Below are 21,255 nucleotides of genomic sequence, written 5' to 3' on the forward strand. Positions count from 1 at the left end.
ATGTGATTTAACTGTGCTCCTGCCTTACTTCATTTATTACCTTTCCTTTAGTATCCTGAGAACGCAGGGTTTCTAAAAGCACAAATATTTCATGTGCAAGAACCGGGAATGCTGCCAGTATAACCAAAGCTCCCCATTCTTCCAGGGAGAGCGCCGCTGTACCAAACATGGCAGTCAGGGCAGGAACTTCCGTCACTGCTGCCTGCAAAAGGAAACCAACTCCAAATGCAGCGGCCATAACCGGGTTAAATCCTCTTTTACGGGAAAATATGGATGTATGTACATCCTGCATCCCCTGTGCATGGAATAACTGAGAAATCCCCAATACCGTAAATGCATATGTCTGCGCCCGCGTAAGCAATTCCGAAGACTGAAATACCATAGAAATATTTTCCAGTGTAAAGGCTTTCTGCTGCTCCGCAAGAACTTCCCACGGAAGTTTTAAAAAAGCTGTCAGGCTAATTGCCGCTATCAGACAGCCGTAAAAAATAGTGCAGGCGGTTCCCCCGTTAGAAAACAGGCCTTCTTTTGCCTTTCTGGGGGGACGCTTCATTAGAGCCTCTTTATCATTCTTATCAACTCCCAGCGCCAGCGCCGGAAGGGAATCTGTAATTAAATTAATCCATAAAATATGACTTGCTTTAAGGGGAGAAGCCATTCCCAAAATCACTGCAATAAACATTGTAATGATTTCACCAAAATTCGATGATAAAAGAAACAGCACCGTTTTTCTAATATTCTCATAGATGCTGCGCCCTTCCTCTATTGCCTTCTCAATGGTCGCAAAATTATCATCTGTTAATATCATATCTGCTGCATTCTTTGCCACATCTGTTCCTGTAATCCCCATAGCGATTCCAATATCTGCCATACGCAGAGAGGGAGCATCATTCACACCATCTCCTGTCATAGCAGCAATATTTCCGGTCTCTTTGAGAGCTTTTACAATACGCACCTTATGTTCCGGCGACACCCTGGCAAAAACGTTGATTTTCTTCAGCTTTTCTTTCAGTTTTACATCGGAAATCTTTTCTAGTTCTTCCCCCGTCATACACTCATCTATTTTTTTTGCAATTCCCAATTCCCTGGCAATGGCAAATGCAGTATCAATGTGGTCTCCCGTTATCATAATTGTACGGACTGATGCCAGCTTAAACTGCTCAACTGCAGTCTTTGCCTCCGGCCTGATAGGGTCAATCATCCCTGCCAGCCCGACAAAGGTCAGGCCATCCTCACAGACCTCTTTTTCTCCCCGGCGCACCGCAACAGCAAGAACTCTCAAAGCCTGTGACGAAAACACATCCACAGTCTGCCGTATCTGCCTTTTGTGTACTTCCGTAAGTGACTGTACCTTTCCATTTACCATAATTTTACTGCACCTGTCCAGCAGCATTTCCGGCGCACCCTTTGTATATGATATAAATCCCTGGGAACTGCGGTGTACAGTAGTCATCATCTTCCTCTGTGAATCAAATGCCTTTTCTTCTACCCTCGGCATCCTTGTCTCCAGCGCTTCCTTTCTAAAACGGTTTCCTTCCGCAAATCTAAGCAGTGCCAGTTCTGTTGGATCACCCAGTTCTTCCTGATTTGTAATCACCGCGTCATTGCAGAGAGCCATACCTTCCAAAAACTCTTCCGGCATATTCGGAGCTGTCTCACTGGCTTTGTAGATGTTCTGATTCACATAATATCTGATTACAGTCATTTTATTCTGGGTCAATGTCCCTGTCTTATCAGAACAAACAACATTCACTGCCCCCAGTGTTTCTACTGATGGAAGCTTTCGGACAATGGTATGAACCTTCACCATTTTAGATACACTCAATGCCAGCACGATTGTAACAATAGCAGGAAGCCCCTCCGGAACCGCCGCCACAGCCAATGATATCGCCGTAATAAGCATCTCCATAATATTCCGGTGCTGAAGTACAGCAATCCCAAATAGGGCAGCACACAGGAGAATGGACACAATACTGAGTATTTTCCCCAGGTCTGCCAACTTTTTTTGAAGCGGTGTGAATTCTTTTGGGACAGCACTAATAATAGATGCAATTTTCCCAATCTCTGTTTCCATGCCCGCCCCTATCACTACGCCCTCGCCTCTGCCGCTGGTCACAAGGGTGGACATAAATGCCTCATTCTTTCTATCTCCCACCGGCAGCGCCTTTGCAGCCTGAAAGGCCGCATCCTTATTTACAGGAAGAGATTCTCCTGTCAGGGCGGATTCTTCAATCTTTAGATTCCACGTCCTCACAAGGCGCAGATCCGCGGCCACCTGGGCACCTGTTTCCAGAATTACTACATCTCCTTTTACTAACTCCGATGCGGGAAGTTCCCGTATCGTTCCGCCCCTGCGCACGACAGCTTTGGGGCTTGTCAGTTTTTTAAGCGCTTCCAGCGCTTTTTGTGCCTTTCCCTCCTGTATCACTCCGACGGTAGCATTTACAATGATAACAACTGCAATAATCGCAGCGTCACTAACCTCCTTTAATAAAAAAGAAACCAGAGCTGCCACTAGAAGAACACAAATAAGCGGATCATTCAACTGCTCCAGAAATGATTCCGCCGCAGTCTTCTTTTTGCCCTCCTTCAGAACATTCGGCCCATCTTCCTGAAGCCTTTTTGCCGCCTCTTCTTCTGTCAGTCCTTTCTCTGTATCTGTATGCAGTGCATCCAATATCTCTCGCATTGACTTCTCTTCAAACAAAATATCCCTCCTCCCGCACTTGTACAATACCTGAATGAATATTGGTATTGTATCTTATGCGGGACAAGGGGCAGTTAGTCCTATTTTTAATAATATGATTTCCACCTTAAACTCCATAACGCAAAAGCGAAGCCTCTCAGCTCCGCTTTCTATCCATCACTTTGCAATATATTGTTGCTGCTGCCGTACTCGCTGCGGTAGCCACTATCCCTGCCCCTACAATCGCCGCAGGATTCACACTCCCATACTGGCTCCGATATGCAATCACATTCACTGAAATCAATTGTAAAGATGAAATATTCATAATCAGAAATGTACACATTTCATTGGACGCAGTCCCAGGTTTCACAGTTTGAATCCCCTGCCTTCTCCGCTCTTTCTCCAAATCTGCCAGTGCAGCCATACCCTGTAATCCGGCAGGGGTAGCTGCCCATCCAAGTCCCAGAAAGTTAGCAATAAAATTTGTAGTTATGTACTCATTTGCTTTATGCCCTTTTGGAATTCTCGGAAATAAGAAGTGTATAACTGGTCCCATCTTTTTTGATGCCATTTGAATAATCCCTGCTCTGGTTGCTATCTCCATCATTCCCACCCAGAACGACATGACTCCTATCATCGTAATACACAATGAAACCGCCTCCCTGGCAGAATCCAGAGCTGCATTTGTAATTTCAGGCATTTTCCCATTGAAAGCGCCAAAAATAATACCTACAATAATCATTCCTGCCCATAAGTAATTTAACATTCTTTTCTCCTGAAGCCTTTGTTTTATCTTATGAGCACAAAAAAACCAATATGCGTCCAATACACCCTTTTCTAAGTCTTTGAACCAAAAATAGTAGCATTTTTAACAGAACTATCTTATAATAAAAATACTTATGTTACAGTTTTGCCGTACACCCTGTAACGAAAATGTGCAAAGGAGAATATAAAATGGTCCCTCTTTACAAAGTTGAAACAAGACATACAAGACAGGTTCTAAAAGATTTTATCAAATTTACTTACAAGGTGAAGAATCCCAGAGCCTCCTTGAGACTTTACACCTTATCTGGATGTTTCTTTGTATTGGCCGCTGCATTAAAAGGTTTGACAACACAAATGATAATCTTTGCTGCCATAGGAATAGCCCTCTTTCTATTTACTCTGTTCAGACATGAAATTGCGATTTCCAAATTAGCAAAGAATGACCTTAATTATCAGAATCAATCTGATATTATATTCAATTTTGGCATGAATGGATTTGTAATTGAGAATAAAACTATTCCTTCTGAGGAGAAATTGAAATACTCACAAGTTACAGACTTTTACAGAGATACCCGTAACTACTATATAGGGGTAAATAACGAAGAATTACATATACTTCCTCATTTAGATTTTAAGCTTGGTAACCAAAACGAATTTGCTGCATTTATGAAAGCAAGAACAAACAAAGAGGTCACTGAATTAAAAATTTCTTTGAAAGAAAAGCTAAAGCGTGTAAGAGCAGAGATGAAATTTGCTGAGGAACAACATGACCAGCGTATTGCTGAAAAAAAGAAAAAGTTAAAATAAAAAGTCTGGCAAGCCAGACTCTTGCGCCTGGGCTGGTCGCATAGCGACATTTACCGCTTACGCCCCAGTGTGCATCACTTGGAGGGTTTTTGTGTAATAGGACGTAATTTCCTTATATAAAAAGGGCTGTGCAAGAAATGCACAGCCTTGTTTTTGTTTCATCAATATAAGTATTATGCCTTTGCAGCATCTTTGAAAAACATTCCTGATGTAAAGAGCATAACACAGATAACCAACCAAGTTAATACTGTAAGCGGTAATGTTTTAATAACTGCATATGCAACAAATACACCTAACACGCCGAAAATACTAAGTAAAATAGCAGCTTTTCTGTCATACTTTCCTTCTCTGACAAACTTAAAACCACCTGATGGCATTAAGAATGCGCAGGATCCCATCATAATCGGAAATGCGGCACTAATGTTCATTCCAAGAGCACCAACAAGAGCCATACATGGTGCATAAAGTCCAACACCAATCATCATCAGAGCACCAAGGAAGAAGTTTCCTACAATACCAATAACAAGTTTAACACCTGTCAGAGCTGTTGCCGTTCCTGTTACACCAAATGGTCCTACTGCTAATAATTTGCAAGCTAATATGAAAGCCAATACAATCATTGCAATACCAAGTGCTATACGAACAACCTTAATAGACCACTTAGAAACGATAGATGCTCCAATTACAGCTCCCAATACAGCCGCAGCAATCATACCAATCAAAGTTAACGGTGCAATCTCAATCAAACCAAAAAATAAAACAGCCTCTGTTACGACAGGAATTGCATGACCAACATTCAGTGTTCCAGGAATCAAATCATCCGGGCAAGACTTTGTAAGCTTAAATCCAGTCGTAGTAGTTGCAAAGTTACCAATCCCCAAAGTGTCAAATACATTAACAATAAAGCCGATTAAACCAAGAGTAATTGCTTTGTCCTTAGTAAAATCTTCCTTGTGTGCGATACAATCCTTAATTAAATATACCGCAAATACAGCAGTATATGCGATAAGAACTACCCTCAAAATTAATACAGCACTCATGAACATTCCTCCAATATTATATTTGATTTTCTGAAAAGATATTAATCCGAGAAATGCGGCGCCGTATTTCGTTATTTTCCTGACAATATCTTTCATTCGCTTTCAGTTTAACAATATAATCCGAAAATGTCAACGTATTTTTGGGTTATTTTTCTTTATTATTACCTATATTTTCTAATATTAAAGTTGTTATTTTGTAACTATGAACTAAGCGCGCTTATGGGTTAGACAATTTCCACATATACCTTTCTACAAGTGTAAATGGAGCCGGTCCTACCGACAATACTGCATCATGAAATTCTTTCTGTGAGAAGTTTTCTCCTTTTTTCTGTATCCAATCCTTCTTTAATTCTAGAAACTCTACATACCCGATATAATACTTCAGATAGTTTCCGGGCGATCCAATTATCAGGTCATATATCCGGTCTATTGTTTTTGTATCTTTGATTCCATAGGTTTTAAAAAATGCTATCGTATCAATCCTGCTCCAGCCTTCATAATGGATTCCCATATCCGCAAGTGCATACAGCCCCAGTATAATAGAACTATTTCTCTGTAGCAAAGTGGCCTGTTCCTTACTCAGGGAAGAAAGATAATAGCTGCACATTTCTGCATAAGTTGCCCATCCTTCCACATAACCGCCAAAATGAAAAATACTTCTCAGAGGGTCTGGATTTTTCTCTGCATAATATATGGTCTGATACAAATGTCCCGGATACCCTTCATGAGCCAATGTTGTATAAAGCGTCAGGTTATTCGTCATCTGGGACTGATTTACATAGATTACATTTTCTGATGTATTATCAATGGCCGGTATCATATAGAATGCAGGGCTTAAATATTTTTCCATTACCTCCGGAACATACTTCACCTGGGTTACCGTTTCCGGAGGGGCAGGAAATGCACTTCCCGTCTTTTTTTCCAATTCATTGAGTATTGTAACCGGGTTGGCCTCCTCCATTGCAGCAGTTTCCTTTGCTTCACCTCCCACTATCTGAAGAACTTCCTCCATCGCTTCAAGATCTGAAATAATCTGTCTTCTTGTCAAATCTTCCAGTTCATGTACAGAGCGTTCAGAGCCTGTATATTCCGCTGCTATCTGCTCATAATATGCTTTTCCGGCCGGCAGATGGCACAGACCCTCTTCATTTTTTCCCGTACCTTTTAATTCCTGAATAGCAGAAATTAATTGATTATATGCGGGCAGTACATAACTTTGAAGCATCTGGGCATTTCTTTTTATATAGCGGCTTTGCTCCTCCATTGTAAGGTCCAGCTGCCCGATGCGTTCCACAAATGTAGATATCAGATAGTTGCTTTCTCCCATCTCCATAAATGCCGTACACTGTGCAATAACTGTATCTGCCGCAAAATCTGCCATGAACAAACCGGCAGCAGACTTTTCTTTTTCGAATTTAATCAATGAATCAAAATATTGAGGGGTTGATTTCATTAGTTCTAAATATGTATTCACATCTTCCGTACTATAGAACTGGTATTCTGAGAGGAGAACAGGCAACTGAGTATGTATTCCGCTGACCAGTCCGAGAGGTTCTTCATATAGTAAATACTCTGTATTTTTTTCTGTTGTCTGTAGATAATATTCTAGTACATCATAAGTCAGTTGATTTTCCACGGATAACATATCATAAGAAAACCTTCCAAGAGCAGCCTGAAGATTTTCTACAGCAGCAGAGGCTGCTTTCGAATCTGAAGAAAAATCTCCAAATGATATAGGACTTTCCTCAATTCCATATTTCTCCGGGTTTTTTAATGAGTAATGCAGGCTGATGGTATTTGATGATACCTCCTGGCAGAACACTTCTCTTGTAAATGATTCAAATGCTTTATTTTGGTTGGTATTTGTGTTAAGACTGCATCCTGCCAATACAAGGGTGCCAGCTATACTGATAGTAAGAGAAACGGACAGAAGCCGTTTTTTTATACTTTGGGAAAATAGAAATGACATAAGAACTCCCTGAAGTCTTTGTTCCATCTTATGAAAAAATGAAGTCTGATATGCTTTAGGTATCCATTTCCTATATGTATCTGTTCAGAACCATGAACAGTTACTACTATATTTTTATTCATGGTTTCAAAGGGATAAGCATATAAATAAATCAATATTATAATCTGCTACTGAGGTATTTTATGCAGTTTTTCCTGTATATTACGGACTTTATCGTTCCATTCATTATCCTGGCTATCGTTGCCTATGGCATCCTAATGGGAACCAATGTATACGATAACTTTATCAAAGGGGCCAAAAGTGGATTTTTCACAGTAATTAAAATCATGCCTACATTAATAGGACTCATGGTAGCAGTTGGAATTTTGCGTGCTTCCGGCTTCCTGGACTTCCTGTCATCCCTGATTGGACATTTTACCGCCTATATTGGGTTTCCAGGAGAACTTGTACCACTTACTATCGTAAAAATGTTTTCTTCCTCTGCAGCTACAGGCCTTCTTCTGGACATTTTCAAAGAACACGGTACAGACTCCCGGCTTGGACTGATTTCTTCTATATCAATGGCATGCACGGAGACCATCTTTTACACAATGAGCGTGTACCTTATGACTGCAAAGATAAAAAAATCAAGATATATACTAACCGGTGCTTTGATGGCAACCTTTGTCGGGCTGGCAGCAAGTGTCATCCTTGCAAATATGATGCTGTAAAACCAAACAGGTAACTAAAGTCAAAATGATTGTTTTGCCATAGGGGATGTGCTAAAATTACATTATATGAAACAGCGGAGGTATCACTATGGCAAGTGTGACATTTAAAAATTTAAATAAAACTTATCCAAATGGATTTGTCTCTGTAAAAGACGTATCGCTCCATATAGAAGATGGAGAATTTGTCACATTCTACGGTCCCAGCGGCTGCGGAAAGTCCACAATTCTCCGTATGATTGGCGGTTTGGAGGACATCACCTCCGGCGAAATTTATCTGGGTTCAGATTTACTCAACGATATTCTGCCCAGAGACCGCCGCCTGGCAATGGCATTTCAAAATTATGTACTGTATGCCTATCTGAATGTTTATGATAACATGTCACTGGGACTAAGGCTGCGCAACCTTCCCCGGGGAGTTATTGAGACCCGCGTCAGAACTGCAGCTGATTTTCTGGGTATAGACCGTGTACTTGATAAAAAGATAAAATCCATCTCTGAGACGGACAAGCAGAAAGTAGCTCTTGGACGGGCGATTGTATGCCATCCCAAAGTACTTCTCGTAGATGAAGATTTTGCAAGACAGAGTGAGGCGCGAAGGCAGGAAATGATTCATGATATTCAGAAAATAAACAAAGACAGGAACATTACGGTATTATATGTAACGAATGATTACGAAGAATCAGTGACGCTGGGGAATAGAGTTGTATTTATGAAAGATGGAGAGATAACAGAAATCCGGAGAAACGACAACGGAGAGAGCAAAGGGGTCTGACCCCTTTGCTCTTCGTTTTCAGAATATTCTTAAAATTCTTATTATATCTTTTGCAGATAGTTATAGATTTCCCGCTTGGGGACTCCGCGGTCCTTGGCAACTTTCTTCATGGCTTCTTTCTTATCTATCCCTTGTGAGACATAAAAGTTCATATGCTCCTCAATACTCATTTCTTCCCACTGCCTCTGTTCTTCACGGACAGCTTCTTCACGGTTTCTGCCCTCAACAATAAGAACGCATTCTCCCTTGGGTTCATTTTGCTCATAATAATAAATGGCTGCCTCCAGGGTTGTTGCAAATGCAGTCTCATACCGCTTTGTCAACTCCCGGCAGACTGTAACCCGCCTGTTTCCCAGGCGTTCTATCAGCAGCCTTAAAGTCTTTAGCAGACGGTGCGGAGCCTCATAGAGAATGATTGTCCGAAACTCTCTCTCCAGCTCCTCCAGCACCCACTCCCGCTCTTTTTTATCTGTTGGAAGAAATGCTTCAAAGGCAAAACGCCTGGTAGATAGCCCGGACAACGTAAGAGCTGTAATACATGCTGCTGCCCCGGGAAGTGACGTCACCTTAATCCCCTCTTCATAGCACATTTTCACCAGTTCTTCCCCCGGATCCGAAATCCCCGGAGTTCCCGCATCCGTAATCAGCGCAATATTCTGGCCCTCCAAAAGCTTATCCACAAGCTTCTTGCCCTTTTCAAACCTATTATATTCATGGTAACTGGTCATAGGAGTCCGGATATCAAAATGATTCAGCAGCTTTATACTGTTGCGGGTATCCTCCGCCGCAATCAAATCAACTTCTTTTAAAGTTCTAATGACACGTAATGTCATATCTTCCAAATTCCCTATGGGGGTTGCACATAAGAATAATGTTCCTGGCATAAGCCCTCCTTTTAGTCCGTATACATGATTACCGGCGGCTCTATTTTTACTCTTGATTTTCCGCCCTTTATCCCCTCTATCAATACCATTGTAGGTTCCTTATCTACATAAGGATGAATAAACTGCAGGCGCTTAGGCTCTATTTTATAGCTGTTCATTTTCACCAAAATTTCTGCAAGCCGGAAGGGCTTATGTATCATATAAAACCTTCCTTTACTTTCCTGCAGCAGCTTCCCGCTTTCCCGTAATATATCATCCAGCGTACATAACACCTCATGCCGGGCAATCGCCTTTGCATCCTGAGAATTCTGTAATCCATGCTGCTCCAGCATATAAGGCGGGTTCGTTATAATCACATCAAAAAAGGCCGGCTTAAAAATTTCTGCCGCCTCTTTGATATCTCCTGTCACTATGTCAATCTTATCTTGAAGCCGGTTATGCTCCACACTTCTTAACGCCATATCTGCGCTTTCTTCTTGTATTTCCAGACCTGTGAAATGCTTTCCCTGGGTTTTTGCAGCGAGCAGAATAGGCAAAATTCCGGTCCCGGTTCCCAAATCCAGGACAGTCTCTTCTTTTTTTATCTTTGCAAAATCAGAAAGCATTACTGCATCTATGCCAAAACAGAATCGTCCCGGATCCTGGATAATCTCATATCCTTTTAACTGCAAATCATCCAGCCGCTCTCCCGGCTTTAATTTAGTTGTCATCTAATTTCGATGCTCCTTCTCCTTTTTCCAGCTCCGCCAGTTTTTTCATTTCCTCTTTGGAAATCTTGGTCTTTTTGCGTCTTGGACGGAATTTCAAGTCATCTGCCTTATATTCCCGGATTTCCTTTTCATCATTTTCCAGAACTACAATAACCTTTACCAATTTCCTCAATACACTTAATGAATGTACAGTTCCCATAAGCCCTTCAGACGTTGTTACCGTATCTCCCACTGATGGCAGATGGCTGTTCAATTCCTCATATGTCTCTTCTTCATTCGTCAGACAGCACATCAGGCGGCCGCACACCCCTGATATCTTGGTAGGATTCAGGGACAGATTCTGTTCCTTTGCCATCTTAATAGATACTGCTGCAAACTCTGAAAGATAAGTATTACAACACAGAGTTCTCCCGCATATTCCGATTCCTCCGCGTATCTTCGTCTCATCCCGCACACCAATCTGGCGAAGTTCAATTCTGGTGCGGAAAACTGCTGCCAAATCTTTTACCAGCTCCCTGAAATCTATCCTTCCGTCTGCAGTAAAGTAAAACAGAACCTTGTTATTGTCAAATGTATATTCCGCATCAATCAATTTCATATCCAGGCCGTGTTTGCGTATCTTCTCAAGGCATATCTTAAATGCCTCTTTTTCCTTCTCCCGGTTCTTTTCTTCCACCCGGCTATCCTGTTCCGTTGCAATTCTGATTACCGGCTTCAGAGGCTGTACAACCTCTTCTTCTTTCACTTCCTTGGGGCCGCTTACAACACGTCCAAATTCAACGCCTCTTGCGGTTTCTACAATTACACTATCACCTTGTTTGATGTTAAACTTCCCAGGTGCGAAAAAATAAATCTTTCCCGCCGTACGGAACCTCACACCTATTACCCTTGTCATTCTATTAGTTCTCCTTTATTGTCAATAAAAGTAATTCCATTGTCAGTTCAAAGTTTACATTCGCTTTGAGACGGGACTTCGCCTTTTCAAGCGCATCCAAAATAATCTCAATCCCCTCATAGGAACTCTTGCTTGCACGTGTCTTGATATATTTTAACTGATCTGAAAAAACAACCCTGTCCACATTCATAGTAGCCTTATAAATCAAAACATCCCGGTACCAGATTGCTAACACATCCAGATAATCAGTAATTTCCAGCTTATAAGATGCACACCTCTTTACAGCCTCTGCCAGGTCACTCAGCTCCATCTCATTAATATTTCTTAATAAGTGAACAGCCTCTTCTTTAATCTCATTGAAATGCTCAGAAGACGCCAGCATGATTGCTCTTCCCACATTTCCCTGGGCAAATGCTACACAAATATCTGCTTTATAATCCGGTATCTGCATCTGCTCCATCAGATACTTCTTCACAAGCTGATCTCTGGTATTGCGGAGCTTCAGCATCACACATCTGGAACGGATGGTAGGAAGAAGTGTTTCCGCATTCTCTGTCAGAAGCATAATGACTGCATATTCCGGCGGCTCCTCAATCGTCTTTAGTATGGCGTTCTGTGCCTGCACCGTCATCATATCTGCATCAGCAATAATATAAATCTTATATTTGCTGCTGTATGGCTTAATACCGATATCCCCATTTACCTGCTCCCTGATATCGTCAATACTTATTGTACTAGGCTTTTCATGGGTTACCTTTATAATATCGGGCTGGTTAGAATTTATAGCCTGCTTGCAGGATTTGCACTTCCCGCAGGCGTCCCCGTCCTCTTCTCTCTCGTGACATTGCAGACTCATTGCAAATAAATTGGCAAGCAGCTTCTTACCGGATCCTTTTTCCCCATTCAGTATATATGCATGTGAAACCTTATCCATCTTCACTGCATTTTCTATATATTGTATTATATCCTTGTGTCCGACTACATCTTTAAAACCGCTCATAACATCACCTGCTGCCTCTCCACTTTCCTCTGTAAGTTGCTTTTTGTCTATTGTACTACAGCTATCTTACAAAGTTGTAAACTACTCATTAAGTATATCATAAATTTTTATGAAGATACAGACTATAAATTTCGGATTTTTGCTCATATTTTTTACTAAATATGGACATTCTATACCGAGGTGATTTTATGGCATCTTATATAGCTCCCGAACTTCGGGATAAATTTGAATCTTTACCGATCAATTTGAAAAATTGTATTCTTGAGAGAAATGTTCAGTTAAAGAGCATCCATGACTTAATTCATGTACTTGAGGATATAGTTGCAGAAGGAGAAGCAGAGTAATCTGCTTCTCCTTCTGCATTTAGCACATTTATAATTTTTAACTTACTTCAACTTTTCTTTTAAATAAGTATGAATCTCTTCCAGACAGTCTTCCATTTTATGATTCCTAAAACTCCTTCCGATTCCTGCCTTTTTCAGGTTTTCTTCTGAAAAATCAGCCTCATCTGCAAGAAAACGTCTGCACATTTCTGAATACCTGGGCTCACTCTGCCCACGTTCCCTCTGCAATGCCCTCTCAAGGCGCAATCCATTCTCCACTTCAATATAAACAGGAATCAGCTTGTCTTTTCCAAAATAACGGCACATGGCCTCATAAGACTCCAGTGTCCCGATTACAAGATAACTATGTCTGTCCAAGTCAATTTGTCCGTCATCGGCCGTAAAATACTTCCATATGCCATGTTTTGTATCATACTCCCTTACTTCGATAACATGGCCCTCTTTTTCCATTGCCTTCAGCTTTTCTTCATCTACAAAATAATATTCAACCCCATCCGTCTCTTCGGCGCGGACCGGCCTTGTGGTATATGGAATAATTATTCTCAGCTCCGGCATTTTTTCTTTAAGTTTTTTAAATATTGTGTCTTTCCCGGAGGAACTTTTCCCCATAATATAACAAATCCTACCCATTTACTAAAACCTCAATTCTTCCTTCTTTTTCCGGCCCTTCTACAGAAAATCCCATAGATTTATATTTTCGCATTAACCCGGCGGCCTCCTGGGAAATCTCCTCTCCCGGCACAATCAAAGGAATTCCCGGGGGGTATACGTAAGCATATTCTGCAGAAACTTGTCCCACCGCCTCTTGCCAGGATACACTCACAGTTTTATTGTTTAAATCATTATTTAATAAGCTATCCACCTCTGCACTGGTATATTTTTGTTTTAACCTTGGGAGTGAAAAGTTTATCTGAGATTCTTTCCCATTTTCAATTCCCCGCTGAAGGCTCGCTGCATCTCCCGGACCCAGTTGAGAATCTATTTCCAGCAGCGCATTTGTCAGGCGTTCTATGCCCTCCCTGGTATCCCCGATTGAGGTCATGGCAAGCACGTAGGAGCCTGCCGTCATCTCCATCTGAAGATGATATTGATTCAGCAATTTCTCATAAAGCTGGCGGCTGTTTATATTTGCATCCTTTACAGAAATAACAAGCTTAGATTTATCATATACTTCCGTTTCCAGCAGGTTTAAATGCCTGAACCCTTTTAACTGCCTCCTTGCTTCCTCTAACATGGCCGCATAACTTCCAAAAAGCTCCTGCCCCCGTTTTGAAAGCAATTCGATACAGGCATCCATACCTGCCATGAGAACATAAGAAGGGCTGCTCGTCTGCAGCATGTGAAGATACCGCCTTATTTTATTTCTATTCACTAAGTTGCCGTTCATATGTATCAAAGCCGTCTGTGTCAATGAGGGAAGTGTTTTATGAAGACTGTGTATTACTACATCCGCTCCATATGCATTCGAATTTTCCGGAAAATATGGATGAAAACCAAAATGAGCTCCATGTGCCTCATCTACAATCAAAGGAATATTCTTCTGATGCAGCGCATTCACAATTGCTTCCACATCGGACACAACTCCATCATATGTAGGTGATGTAATCACAACAGCTTTAATGTCCAAATGCTCCTGCAAAAGTGCTTCTATATCAGACACCTCCACAGGTCCGTTCAGTTCTATTTCATCATAAAACCTGGGGTAAATATAGACCGGCTTCAGTCCATTCATATATATAGCATGATACACAGACTTATGGCAATTTCTGGAAACCAAAATTTTATCACCGCGGGATGTACACCCCATAACTGCACTTAAAATACCAGAAGTGCTTCCATTTATTAAATAGCAGGTTTCCTGCCCACCATATAATACGGATGCCCTGTTTTCAGCCTCTTTAAGAATTCCCCCAGCATGATGAAGATCATCAAATTCCTCAATTTCCGTAATATCTATGGTATAAGGAAGATCAAATCCTGTCAAGGTCTGATTCCTTTTATGCCCGGGCATATGAAAACCATAATAATCTGTATTATTATACTCCTTTAACATTTCATATAAATTCATAATTTTCCTCCCAATAAGCCAGTCCACACATCATTTAGTCCGGGGGATATGAATTCGGATTAAGAAAGTTTTATTCTCGCTATCCGTTTCATATATTACAAACCCTCCCAGGTTCTCTGCAATTTCCTTTACAATCAGCAGACCCAGCCCGTGGTTTTGCTTTTCCATTTTCGTAGTAAGAAGTTCTCCGTTTTTCATATGTATATTACCATCATAGCAGTTGACCACCTGGAGAGTAGCCCACTGCTGCCGGTTAGTACTGATAATCTCAATAAATCTGTCTGACACGGGAACGTTTTGGCATGCTTCAACAGCATTATTTGTAAAATTCGAAAAAATACGGATCATATCCAGCATCGTCATCTTTGTATCCCGGGGGACAGCAATGTTTGAAGACAAACGAATCCCCTGTTCCTCGCAAATATTTGCAAGGTCCTGCATCATACCATCCAGAACCACACTGTCAGAATATCTTTTGTGAATCTGTACCTTTTTCTGCATTTCATTAAACATGTCATCAATCAGCTCAAGCGCCTTTTCGTTATCACTCTCCCTGATTAATAACTTCAAAGATGCCATCATAGATTGATAATCGTGCTTGAACGCACGAAAGCTCTCCGTATATTTCTGATATGACTTATAGTGCCGCATCTGCCGTTCATATTGCTCTTCCAGCATTTGCGCCCTCCATTGGTATTCTATGAGCTCGGTGCCCTGGATTGACTGGTAAATCGCATAGATAAGCATACCAAGAGAAAGCAAACAATTCCCCAGGCCCATGATTACAAACCATATTCCCCACGAAGACAGCCCATTCTCAGAAAACCACACATCATATGAAAATATATACAATCCCGAATTCATGACTGTTAAATTCAGGACAGCTGCAATTTCATAAATTACAACAAACTTAAGCTGATTGTAGTTGTACAAAAAAAGCTTAAGCTTATTATCCGGCAGAATTGTTTTGCGTAAAAACAAACAAAACAAAAGTACAAAAGGAAGGATTAAGACTGTATTTGTTAAATAAGAATTTACGTTGGAAAAATCACGTTTATGCAAAATAAAAACACTAATTACTGTAAATATCCCACGAAAACAATAAGCGATAAGCACACTGCAAGCCCCCCCGTAAAATGCCTGCAGCCAGTCCATTCTGGTAGAAAAACGAATACAAAAAACCATAGTGCTCATAATAATTATCATTTTTAACCAGCGTATCGTCAAATCATTCATAAATAAGTATGATACAGTAATAATTACCAAGAGCAGTAAGAACGGAAGCACACTTCTTTTCTGTATAGGAAAAAGCCTTTTGTAATAAAATAGGAAGGAGAAAAAATACAGGATGACCACTGAGATGACAAGATATATCATGACATCTCTCCTTTCTTATCTACATTCCTGGTATAATAGACATGAAAACGGGAAATATACTCCGAAAATGCTTTTTTAAGGGACTGTGCATGAGTGACCCCAATAGGAATGGACTGCCCGGTTTTTAATAATATATTCTGCTGCCGGAAAGTTACAATATAGGGCAGATGTACCAGATATGAACGGTGCACCCGTACAAAGTCTTTTCCTAAAAGCTTATCTCCCAGTTGTGTCATGCTGCTATAAAACTTTGCCGACTTACCATTATCATAATAAACCGTTACAATTCTCTGCCAAATTTCAAAATGAGAAATCTGATGAATCGGAATTACACTTGTTTTTCCATCAAACTCAAAAGTAAAAAGTTCCTCTTCTTTTTTCGATGCCAGTTCTACCACCTTAAGGAAAACTTCTTCAAACCTTTCAGTACTTGTATTCTCTTTTAACAAATACTGAACAGCATTCACATCAAATGCCTCATATACATAATCCTCATAACTGGTTAAAAAGACGATCTGGGCCTTACAGCCACATTCCCGCAGCCTTCGGGCAGTTTCCATCCCGTCTATCTTTCCCATCATGATATCTAAGTAAATAATATCTGTTTCCTTTAGTACATCAGAATAATGAAAAAGTAAAATTTCTCCGTTATCAAAACAGGAAATCTCCATATTTATTTGATGCTTTTTGGAAATTTGAGAGATTAACTCTGCATATTGCTTGATTGCTCTTGAATTGTCATCACATAAGGCTATTTTCAGCATATTCCGTCTCGCCCTTTCTCTTCATCATCTGAAATTTATGGTTCTATCATAATGTCAAGAAGTAGAAAGGTCAAGCCCGAACAAAATATTGAAAGATTCAAACTTAGTCTTTCAATATTTACTTTTTGTGTTTCCATTGTATATTAATTACGTACAAAGGCCAATTCACAACGTATACTGCCATAAATAATTCCCAGTATTTTACTCTGTTTATTGTAGGTAAATATATGATTACATCAGAGAAAAATGTAGGAGGTAAGGATGATGCATTTTAAATCCATCCGTATAAAATTCATTGCAAATATTATTCTTGTTGCATTAACCAGCGTTCTTTTAATTCAAACTGCTAACCTGCTTCTGCTTCAACGTTCATTCTCTAAGCTGGTCCCATCCACAATGGAAACCAGCCTGCTGAATGCACATGAGCAGATTCAAATCAAGTTAAAAGAAAATTTTTCGGCACTGGAAGCAATTTCTAATATGCCTATGATTAAAGATACATCATTATCCCTCGAAGAACGTGCTGCAGGCCTGTCTTCTTTTGTGGAGGCAAATGAAGATAAAGGTTATCAGGCCTGCGCTATTACCGATACCACAGGGAGGGCAGTTCTATCTTCCGGTGTAGAGCTGGATGTTTCAGCCGACTCCTATTACCAGGAAGCGGCACAGGGAAAAAAGATAGTCTCAGACCCTTTTATTTCAAGAGCTACCGGTAATTTACTGATTGTTTATGCTGTGCCTTATTATGATAACGGGGGCAACTTTGCGGGTGTCATTACTCTTGATACAGATGCTCTTTATTTAAGCCACAATTTTTCAGTACAGAGTCTGGGTGAAAATATTGAAGTATTTGCCATTACAAATGACGGGACGACTGTCGTTTCCACCGACCTGGATATGGTACAAAGCCAGCTAAATGATTTTAACGAAGTAAAAAATGACTCCTCTCTTAAGGGCCTGGTAGAGTCTGAAAAAAAGATGATCCAGGGACTGTCAGGTAAAGGTGAACATGTATATCATAAAATACGGGAACTGATTCATTACATGCCCGTTGAAGGTACTTCCTGGTCTATCGCTGTTACGCAGCCTAAAAATGAAGCATACCAAACGGTGAATGCAATTAAAATAAATGGCCTTATCGTTCTTGGTATTGTAACTGTACTTAGCATTATAGCCGGCACACTCTTGTCCAAGTCAATTTCCCGCCCCATTGTGCAGCTTGCAGATGCGGCAAATAGCCTTGCCCAGGGAGATGTGGATGTTAACATTCTCATAAAGTCACAGGATGAAACTGGAATTCTGGCGGAAGCCTTTCATAAGATGATTCAAAATGTCCGGGAACAAGCCGGGGCCATCAATTGTATTGCCCAGGGAGATTATACCGTCTCTCTTCCTATCCGGGGCAGCAAGGACATTGTAAACCGAGAAATCAACCAACTGGTTAAAAACTATAACCAGTTGATGGGAGAGTTGCGTACAGTAGCGGAACAAGTATCCTTCGGTGCTTCCCAGGTGGCCGGAGGTGCTCAGCTTCTAGCTTCAGGAAGCTCTCAGCAATCAGCTTCTATGGAAAATTTGTCTATAACCATAAATGAAATCAATGCACATGCAGACTCCAATACAAAGCTGGCCACTGATGCTATGAATGATGTAAATAATGCAGGCAGGCTGGTAAAAGAAAGTATGATATCCATGCAGAGCACTGCTAAAGCTATGACCGATATTGAAGCAAGCAGTAAACAGATTGCCAAAGTAATCATGGTAATTGATGATATTGCATTTCAAACGAACCTTCTTGCACTGAATGCGGCGGTAGAAGCCGCCCGTGCAGGACAACAAGGCAAAGGCTTCGCCGTTGTCGCAGACGAAGTACGCAGTCTGGCAGAAAAAAGTGCCGAAGCAGCACGGGAAACAGCCCAGTTAATTGAAAATAGTATCCAAGGGGTATCCTGTGGAGTTGAAGTAGCCAGAAGGGCAGTGAAAGAGATTGAAACAGCCGGAGCCATCACCGAAGGAGATGGGGTAATCATGCAGAAAATCTGCACAGCCTCCGAACAGCAGCATCTTGAGATTGCCGAAATTACTCAAAGTATTGTGGAAATTACAGAGGTGGTTCAAACAAACAGTGCTACAGCACAGGAAAGCGCCGCCTCCGCGGAGGAGTTAAGTGCACAAAGCGCCAGGCTGAATGACATTGTGGACCGGTTTAAGCTGCAAGCCTGGAAGGAAGATGCGGAAAAAGTATCTCCCCCGGAAAAATATTAAAGTTTTCAATTATAACAGACTATACAGCCCGGCTCATTGGTTATGCGGCACGGCAAAGATGCTACTTGTTCTTTTTGTAAGAAACAGGGACCATCCTGCCCCCCAATTTGCCGACCTGATAAAAAAATGCTCCAACAGGCTTTTTGTAAAAAGGTACAGGGATGGCAGAATCATAATACTTTTTTGCCCGCACCGGATCCATCCAGTATATACCATCATAAGTGGGATACTCTGTACCCGGCCCATTAGATAAGCACATGCCGCGAAACAGGTTATAAGGAATCATCAGCAGGGCAGAGGGAGGATGCATTTTCCCAGATTCAACATCCATGAGAAACTCCCGGAAAACCTTACTGCTCTGCCGTTTTGCTTTATCATCTATGGAATAGTCATTCCAGCTATGCGTGATGACCGGAAGCAAATACACACGATTAAAACCAATGCCCTTTAAATCTGCCGCAAGACTTTTGGCAGCTGCTTTTGCACCAACACCTCCAGTTGTTGTTATAACCAGGGCCTTCTTGGTAAAAAAGTGCGGCCTATGTAACATATAGCACAAATGGTCAAATAGATTTTTTACTAGTGCCGTAGGTGCTCTATTAAAGGTTGGGCTTGAGAAAATAATACCGTCTGCCCAATTCATTCCTGCGATAATTTCATCCATAACAGAGCGGTGGGGACAATGTTCATTTCCCTTTCTAAAACAGGCACTGCAGCCAACACAAAAGGGCAGATTTGCTTTTGCAAGATGGATCTCCTGAAACTCAGAAGCTGGAGAAGCACTCATAATCTGCTGGCGGACCAGTTCCACCAATCTCCATGTATTTCCTTTACGTGGACTTCCATTGATAATCAGATATTTCATTAAATCCCCCTTCTTCTATTGTCACTTTAAGTTTCAGAAAACAAACTATATTTCTATCAGATTAACCTTCTTTTGAAAAGGATTATACTATGCCCATCTTATACAGTCAATATAGAGCTTATTTAATTTTTTAGTGCATAGAATATTGCTGATGACAACAAAAAAATGAGCGGATTATCCGCTCACAAATTCTTCAAATCTTTAGCCCTTTCCGGTTGAGCTGCTCTGGGTTAAATCATCAGTAAACTTACAACACATTCCAGCAATGCTGCTGCAAGTATAAGATTAATAACTCGGAAATGCCTGATATATATCCTGTTAAAGCTGTAATACCAAACAAATAAATTTTTACATTAACAAATTGCAGAATAAACCCAGTACAAAAAGATGGCTTTTGATTATTTTCACCCGAATCCGGCTCACTTCTTGCAATATGGATTGCCAGCCATAAGATGTAAATGGCCCCAACATATTTCATAATTTCCATAATGGGATTTAAATATCTATCCATTCCATATATCAATATGGCACATAAAATCTGTACGGCATAATATCCCGCGAAAATACCCCATAATAAATTTTTGCCTTTTTTCCATCCTACACGTACACTTGTATTTAGCGCAAGTAAGTTGCCGGGTCCGGGAGTGAAAGCATTTATAATAGCATAAATGATAAAACTTGAGAGTGCCTGTATTCCCATCATGCCAATACTAAGCAACCGTATAGATTCTTACATCAGGATCTGCACTCCATAAAGGACTTAAACCAACAGCAACGTCATTCTTAAACATGTCACTGTCAAGATAAGCTTTTACATTCATATTCCATACCTCCATTTAATCTGTCTGTTATTCATTTACTTTAACCGTATTCAAACTATAACAAAGAGACTTGTCAGAGTAAAGATATTAAGAAATTTATAAGTTACTAATAAATTTCATAGCTTAAGACTGAAGCTGTTCACAAGTTCTGCATGGAGGCAGCTTTTTATCTAAATTATCCAATGTATGAGTTCTGGACCACTGACAAATGCTTTGAAGAATTGGAAGTACCGACGTTCCCTTTTGTGTAAGTGAGTCCTCCACCTTAGGAGGAATTTCATTATATTGTGTACGGCTGATAAGTTCACCTGCTATTAATTCCTTCAGCATTGCAGAAAGGACTGCATCCGTAATATTCCCCAGTTCTTTTCGAATTTCGTTGTACCTCATTACCTCTGCAGATGATAAGACACAAATAATTCTTGACTTCCATTTACCTCCGAATATATCAAGCCCGTATTCAATAGGGCACATGATTTCTTTTTCAACTTTTGGTTCATACTTCATCTTTGC

Annotated in this window: 21 protein-coding genes; 5 read left to right on the plus strand and 16 right to left on the minus strand. The window is 40.7% G+C overall.

Annotated elements, in window-relative coordinates:
* Positions 1-7 precede the first annotated feature (7 nt).
* Positions 8-2,707, minus strand: a complete 2,700-nt coding sequence (locus A8805_RS20025) for a cation-translocating P-type ATPase (protein ID WP_109714494.1) — start codon at positions 2,705-2,707, stop codon at positions 8-10.
* A 136-nt stretch (positions 2,708-2,843) separates the two neighbouring features.
* A complete protein-coding gene (locus tag A8805_RS20030; RefSeq protein WP_109714495.1) occupies positions 2,844-3,452 on the minus strand; it encodes a nucleoside recognition domain-containing protein in 609 nt (202 codons plus the stop codon).
* A gap of 188 nt (positions 3,453-3,640) precedes the next feature.
* Between A8805_RS20030 and A8805_RS20035 the strand changes: the two genes are divergently transcribed.
* Positions 3,641-4,258: a YcxB family protein gene (locus tag A8805_RS20035; RefSeq protein ID WP_181392934.1), complete on the plus strand. Its 618-nt coding sequence runs from the start codon at positions 3,641-3,643 to the stop codon at positions 4,256-4,258.
* Positions 4,259-4,431: 173 nt separating this feature from the next.
* Here the strand turns inward: A8805_RS20035 and A8805_RS20040 are convergent, their stop codons facing one another.
* Both A8805_RS20040 and A8805_RS20045 read right to left on the minus strand, forming a co-directional pair.
* Complete coding sequence (locus A8805_RS20040; protein ID WP_109714499.1) at positions 4,432-5,298, minus strand: sulfite exporter TauE/SafE family protein; 867 nt, start codon at positions 5,296-5,298, stop codon at positions 4,432-4,434.
* A 217-nt stretch (positions 5,299-5,515) separates the two neighbouring features.
* Positions 5,516-7,267, minus strand: coding sequence for a DUF885 domain-containing protein (locus A8805_RS20045; protein WP_109714501.1), 1,752 nt, complete (start codon positions 7,265-7,267; stop codon positions 5,516-5,518).
* 182 nt (positions 7,268-7,449) lie between these two features.
* On the opposite strand from A8805_RS20045, the gene A8805_RS20050 reads away from it, so the two are divergent.
* Positions 7,450-7,977, plus strand: coding sequence for a spore maturation protein (locus A8805_RS20050; RefSeq protein WP_109714503.1), 528 nt, complete (start codon positions 7,450-7,452; stop codon positions 7,975-7,977).
* An 88-nt stretch (positions 7,978-8,065) separates the two neighbouring features.
* On the plus strand, positions 8,066-8,749 hold the full coding sequence (locus A8805_RS20055; RefSeq protein WP_109714504.1) for an ABC transporter ATP-binding protein: 684 nt from the start codon (positions 8,066-8,068) through the stop codon (positions 8,747-8,749).
* Positions 8,750-8,790: 41 nt separating this feature from the next.
* On the opposite strand, the gene rsmI is transcribed toward A8805_RS20055, so the two are convergent.
* Genes rsmI through A8805_RS20075 form a run of 4 tightly spaced genes read right to left on the minus strand, consistent with a single transcriptional unit; the run spans position 8,791 to position 12,238 of the window.
* Positions 8,791-9,633, minus strand: coding sequence for a 16S rRNA (cytidine(1402)-2'-O)-methyltransferase (gene rsmI, locus A8805_RS20060; protein ID WP_109714505.1), 843 nt, complete (start codon positions 9,631-9,633; stop codon positions 8,791-8,793).
* 11 nt (positions 9,634-9,644) lie between these two features.
* Complete coding sequence (locus A8805_RS20065) at positions 9,645-10,343, minus strand: tRNA1(Val) (adenine(37)-N6)-methyltransferase (protein WP_109714506.1); 699 nt, start codon at positions 10,341-10,343, stop codon at positions 9,645-9,647.
* Complete coding sequence (locus tag A8805_RS20070; protein WP_109714507.1) at positions 10,333-11,238, minus strand: PSP1 domain-containing protein; 906 nt, start codon at positions 11,236-11,238, stop codon at positions 10,333-10,335. The genes A8805_RS20065 and A8805_RS20070 overlap by 11 nt, the downstream gene beginning before the upstream one ends.
* Positions 11,239-11,242: 4 nt before the next feature.
* Positions 11,243-12,238: an ATP-binding protein gene (locus A8805_RS20075; protein WP_109714508.1), complete on the minus strand. Its 996-nt coding sequence runs from the start codon at positions 12,236-12,238 to the stop codon at positions 11,243-11,245.
* 188 nt (positions 12,239-12,426) lie between these two features.
* On the opposite strand from A8805_RS20075, the gene A8805_RS22240 reads away from it, so the two are divergent.
* Positions 12,427-12,582, plus strand: a complete 156-nt coding sequence (locus A8805_RS22240; protein WP_181392935.1) for a hypothetical protein — start codon at positions 12,427-12,429, stop codon at positions 12,580-12,582.
* A 42-nt stretch (positions 12,583-12,624) separates the two neighbouring features.
* Here A8805_RS22240 and A8805_RS20080 read toward each other — a convergent pair whose 3' ends face one another.
* From A8805_RS20080 to A8805_RS20095, 4 genes are all read right to left on the minus strand, one after another.
* A complete protein-coding gene (locus A8805_RS20080; RefSeq protein WP_109714509.1) occupies positions 12,625-13,212 on the minus strand; it encodes a guanylate kinase in 588 nt (195 codons plus the stop codon).
* Entirely contained in the window at positions 13,205-14,650 is a 1,446-nt protein-coding gene (locus A8805_RS20085; protein WP_330406038.1) for an aminotransferase class I/II-fold pyridoxal phosphate-dependent enzyme, read from the minus strand. The genes A8805_RS20080 and A8805_RS20085 overlap by 8 nt, the downstream gene beginning before the upstream one ends.
* Before the next feature lie 30 nt (positions 14,651-14,680).
* Positions 14,681-15,916, minus strand: coding sequence for a sensor histidine kinase (locus A8805_RS20090; RefSeq protein ID WP_207657737.1), 1,236 nt, complete (start codon positions 15,914-15,916; stop codon positions 14,681-14,683).
* Positions 15,917-16,023: 107 nt separating this feature from the next.
* Entirely contained in the window at positions 16,024-16,791 is a 768-nt protein-coding gene (locus A8805_RS20095) for a LytR/AlgR family response regulator transcription factor (protein ID WP_109714511.1), read from the minus strand.
* 261 nt (positions 16,792-17,052) lie between these two features.
* On the opposite strand from A8805_RS20095, the gene A8805_RS20100 reads away from it, so the two are divergent.
* On the plus strand, positions 17,053-19,056 hold the full coding sequence (locus A8805_RS20100; protein WP_109714512.1) for a methyl-accepting chemotaxis protein: 2,004 nt from the start codon (positions 17,053-17,055) through the stop codon (positions 19,054-19,056).
* 61 nt (positions 19,057-19,117) lie between these two features.
* Here the strand turns inward: A8805_RS20100 and A8805_RS20105 are convergent, their stop codons facing one another.
* The 4 genes from A8805_RS20105 to A8805_RS20115 form a co-directional block, all read right to left on the minus strand.
* Positions 19,118-19,921: an NAD(P)H-dependent oxidoreductase gene (locus tag A8805_RS20105; protein WP_109714513.1), complete on the minus strand. Its 804-nt coding sequence runs from the start codon at positions 19,919-19,921 to the stop codon at positions 19,118-19,120.
* 247 nt (positions 19,922-20,168) lie between these two features.
* On the minus strand, positions 20,169-20,639 hold the full coding sequence (locus A8805_RS20110; protein WP_242992510.1) for a LysE family transporter: 471 nt from the start codon (positions 20,637-20,639) through the stop codon (positions 20,169-20,171).
* Positions 20,632-20,757: a hypothetical protein gene (locus A8805_RS22795; RefSeq protein ID WP_278321262.1), complete on the minus strand. Its 126-nt coding sequence runs from the start codon at positions 20,755-20,757 to the stop codon at positions 20,632-20,634. The genes A8805_RS20110 and A8805_RS22795 overlap by 8 nt, the downstream gene beginning before the upstream one ends.
* A gap of 108 nt (positions 20,758-20,865) precedes the next feature.
* Entirely contained in the window at positions 20,866-21,249 is a 384-nt protein-coding gene (locus A8805_RS20115) for a winged helix-turn-helix transcriptional regulator (RefSeq protein WP_109714514.1), read from the minus strand.
* Between the last annotated feature and the right edge of the window lie 6 nt (positions 21,250-21,255).

It is taken from the genome of Faecalicatena contorta (genome assembly GCF_003149105.1).
GTDB classification, from domain to species: domain Bacteria; phylum Bacillota; class Clostridia; order Lachnospirales; family Lachnospiraceae; genus Muricomes; species Muricomes contortus_C.

Bases quoted from the DNA above. Each gene is read 5' to 3' on its own strand.
- A8805_RS20100 (WP_109714512.1), top strand. From the start codon at position 17,053: ATGATGCATTTTAAATCCATCCGTATAAAATTCATTGCAAATATTATT.
- A8805_RS20035 (WP_181392934.1), top strand. From the start codon at position 3,641: ATGGTCCCTCTTTACAAAGTTGAAACAAGACATACAAGACAGGTTCTA.
- A8805_RS20045 (WP_109714501.1), bottom strand. From the start codon at position 7,267: ATGTCATTTCTATTTTCCCAAAGTATAAAAAAACGGCTTCTGTCCGTT.
- A8805_RS20075 (WP_109714508.1), bottom strand. From the start codon at position 12,238: ATGAGCGGTTTTAAAGATGTAGTCGGACACAAGGATATAATACAATAT.
- A8805_RS20050 (WP_109714503.1), top strand. From the start codon at position 7,450: ATGCAGTTTTTCCTGTATATTACGGACTTTATCGTTCCATTCATTATC.
- A8805_RS20055 (WP_109714504.1), top strand. From the start codon at position 8,066: ATGGCAAGTGTGACATTTAAAAATTTAAATAAAACTTATCCAAATGGA.
- A8805_RS20030 (WP_109714495.1), bottom strand. From the start codon at position 3,452: ATGTTAAATTACTTATGGGCAGGAATGATTATTGTAGGTATTATTTTT.
- A8805_RS20115 (WP_109714514.1), bottom strand. From the start codon at position 21,249: ATGAAGTATGAACCAAAAGTTGAAAAAGAAATCATGTGCCCTATTGAA.
- A8805_RS20105 (WP_109714513.1), bottom strand. From the start codon at position 19,921: ATGAAATATCTGATTATCAATGGAAGTCCACGTAAAGGAAATACATGG.
- A8805_RS20085 (WP_330406038.1), bottom strand. From the start codon at position 14,650: ATGAATTTATATGAAATGTTAAAGGAGTATAATAATACAGATTATTAT.
- A8805_RS22795 (WP_278321262.1), bottom strand. From the start codon at position 20,757: ATGGAGGTATGGAATATGAATGTAAAAGCTTATCTTGACAGTGACATG.
- A8805_RS20065 (WP_109714506.1), bottom strand. From the start codon at position 10,343: ATGACAACTAAATTAAAGCCGGGAGAGCGGCTGGATGATTTGCAGTTA.
- A8805_RS20070 (WP_109714507.1), bottom strand. From the start codon at position 11,238: ATGACAAGGGTAATAGGTGTGAGGTTCCGTACGGCGGGAAAGATTTAT.
- rsmI (WP_109714505.1), bottom strand. From the start codon at position 9,633: ATGCCAGGAACATTATTCTTATGTGCAACCCCCATAGGGAATTTGGAA.
- A8805_RS20080 (WP_109714509.1), bottom strand. From the start codon at position 13,212: ATGGGTAGGATTTGTTATATTATGGGGAAAAGTTCCTCCGGGAAAGAC.
- A8805_RS20095 (WP_109714511.1), bottom strand. From the start codon at position 16,791: ATGCTGAAAATAGCCTTATGTGATGACAATTCAAGAGCAATCAAGCAA.
- A8805_RS22240 (WP_181392935.1), top strand. From the start codon at position 12,427: ATGGCATCTTATATAGCTCCCGAACTTCGGGATAAATTTGAATCTTTA.
- A8805_RS20040 (WP_109714499.1), bottom strand. From the start codon at position 5,298: ATGAGTGCTGTATTAATTTTGAGGGTAGTTCTTATCGCATATACTGCT.